Origin of the sequence: Bacillus sp. JJ1127 (genome assembly GCF_036965845.1) — a bacterium.
GTDB lineage: Bacteria > Bacillota > Bacilli > Bacillales > Bacillaceae_G > Bacillus_A.
On sequence record NZ_JBALQK010000212.1, the window covers coordinates 1 to 1978 of the forward strand.

The window sequence follows — 1978 nt, forward strand, 5'->3', positions numbered from 1 at the left end:
GCTTCTATGCATGGTCAGATGCTCTCTCCCACCGAAAAAGAGGGGGATATGTCGTTTTTTAAATTGATGTATATATAGCAAAATTCAAAGGAGGTTATATGCATTGTTTCCAAAGAATCAAACAAAATCGATGCCAGCTATAAAAATGATACTATCTATGTCTATTTTTGGCTCAATTGGATTTTTCTCGGTAAGAACCGGTTTGCCATCTTTCGAATTAGTATTTGTACGCTGCATTTGTGCCACGGTATTTTTAACTTTATGCTGGCTTGTAACAGGGCAGTTTAAAGAGGAAAAATGGAATCGAAAAGAAATATTGCAAATATTAGCTTGTGGTGTATTCCTCGTTTTTAACTGGGTCTTTTTATTTAAAGCTTTTGAAGTAATGTCCATAACGATTGCAATTTCTGTATATCATCTTGCGCCAATTCTTGTATTACTAATTGGCAGTGTAGTATTTAAAGAGAAACTAACAATATTATCTATTATTTCAATTGTCATTTGTTTTATTGGTACTGTTTTAGTAGCGGGAGTGGATGGAAGTATCTCTTTAGAGAAATTGATGTCGTCTGGGATGATTTGGGCGCTTCTTGCCGCATTGTTTTATGCATTTACGACTTTATTAGGGAAAGGAATTAAGCAGACCAGCGCGTATGCAATGACATTTTTGCAAACGTTTTTAGGAATATTTCTTTTATTGCCATTTGTAGACTTTGGGGAATTTCAAGGATTAACAGAAAGTAATTGGATTGCAATTACAGCAACAGGACTCATACATACAGGGTTTGTTTATTATTTATTTTTCGACAGTTTAAGGGATTTGCCAACAAGGCTTATTTCCGTATTAGTCTTTTTAGATCCAGGTGTAGCGATTCTACTGGACACAGTATTTACTGGATTCCGGCCGACTATAGTGCAGATTGTAGGGATTATTCTTATCTTCGCGGGAATGACGTTTACTTTTCGGAAATCAAAAACTGAAACGGTGCAATGGGAAGAAAAGATTCACTCTGAAGCGTGAGATGCAAACACATTGTAATGAATACACTTCAAAAAAATGTCATATGTAATGCACGGAAATATATTGTTCCATTTTTGGTTTTTTTTATACAATTAATATGTACATAAATTAAGGGGGAAAGGTGGAAGAATGAAATGAAGAAACAGTTAGTAAAAGTGATTACTTCTCTTACTTTAATGGGCGGGGTATTTGTAGGTGCAAATAGCGTTTCTGCAAACACTAATGAGACTCCACCAGTTGGACCGGATATCATGCTTACATTTAATGATTTACCAAAAGATCATTGGGCATATGAGGAAATTACGTCTTTAGTCTACCATAGAATTATGTATGGTTATGGAAATGGAAAGTTTGGTGTAGGAGATAATGTAACACGTGAACAAGCAGCAGCGGTACTCTATCGTGCGCTTGGCCTGAAACAGCGCGCAGATTTAGAAAATCCATATGAAGACATCGATGGAAGTTCAACAATGTTTCCATACGAAATTTTGCAATTAACAGATATTGGTATTTTTAAAGGGGATGAAAATGGAAAATTCCGTCCAAAGGCACCGTTAACTCGTGCAGAAATGGCACAAATTCTTACAAGAACATTTGAATTTGAAGTGAAACAAAAGCATACGTTTACGGATGTGCCAGAAGATTTTTGGGCAAAGGAGGCAATTAGTGCTTTACAATCTAATAACGTTGTGGTAGGAACTGGTGACGGGAAGTATGAACCACAAATGTTTGTAACTCGTGATCAGTATGCGAAGTTTTTATATAACGCAATACTAAGCTACTATTCACAAGATGAAGTAGCTAAGCAATAAATTCTATTATATATACATCAATTAAAAAGCTAACATAAAACCCTTCTTTTTGGGTGGGAGAGAGCATCTGGTCAGGGCCTTTTTTTGCCACATGCGAAGTAAAAACAGAATGAGCAAACGAGTGTCGGTTACTTTTTGTTCTGCA

General features: G+C 35.9%; 2 protein-coding genes. Both read left to right on the forward strand.

All coding sequences use genetic code 11. The features are described 5' to 3' along the window. Nucleotides 1-130 precede the first annotated feature (130 nt). Nucleotides 131-1021, forward strand: a complete 891-nt coding sequence (locus V7183_RS19450) for a DMT family transporter (RefSeq protein ID WP_097897637.1) — start codon at nucleotides 131-133, stop codon at nucleotides 1019-1021. Nucleotides 1022-1155: 134 nt separating this feature from the next. Further along, nucleotides 1156-1833 (forward strand): S-layer homology domain-containing protein, encoded by a 678-nt coding sequence (locus V7183_RS19455; RefSeq protein ID WP_335360521.1) that lies wholly within the window; start codon nucleotides 1156-1158, stop codon nucleotides 1831-1833. The last annotated feature ends 145 nt before the right edge of the window (nucleotides 1834-1978 follow it).

Excerpts from the sequence above, each read along its gene's own strand:
- V7183_RS19450 (WP_097897637.1), top strand. The coding sequence starts at position 131 with ATGCCAGCTATAAAAATGATACTATCTATGTCTATTTTTGGCTCAATT.
- V7183_RS19455 (WP_335360521.1), top strand. The coding sequence starts at position 1,156 with ATGAAGAAACAGTTAGTAAAAGTGATTACTTCTCTTACTTTAATGGGC.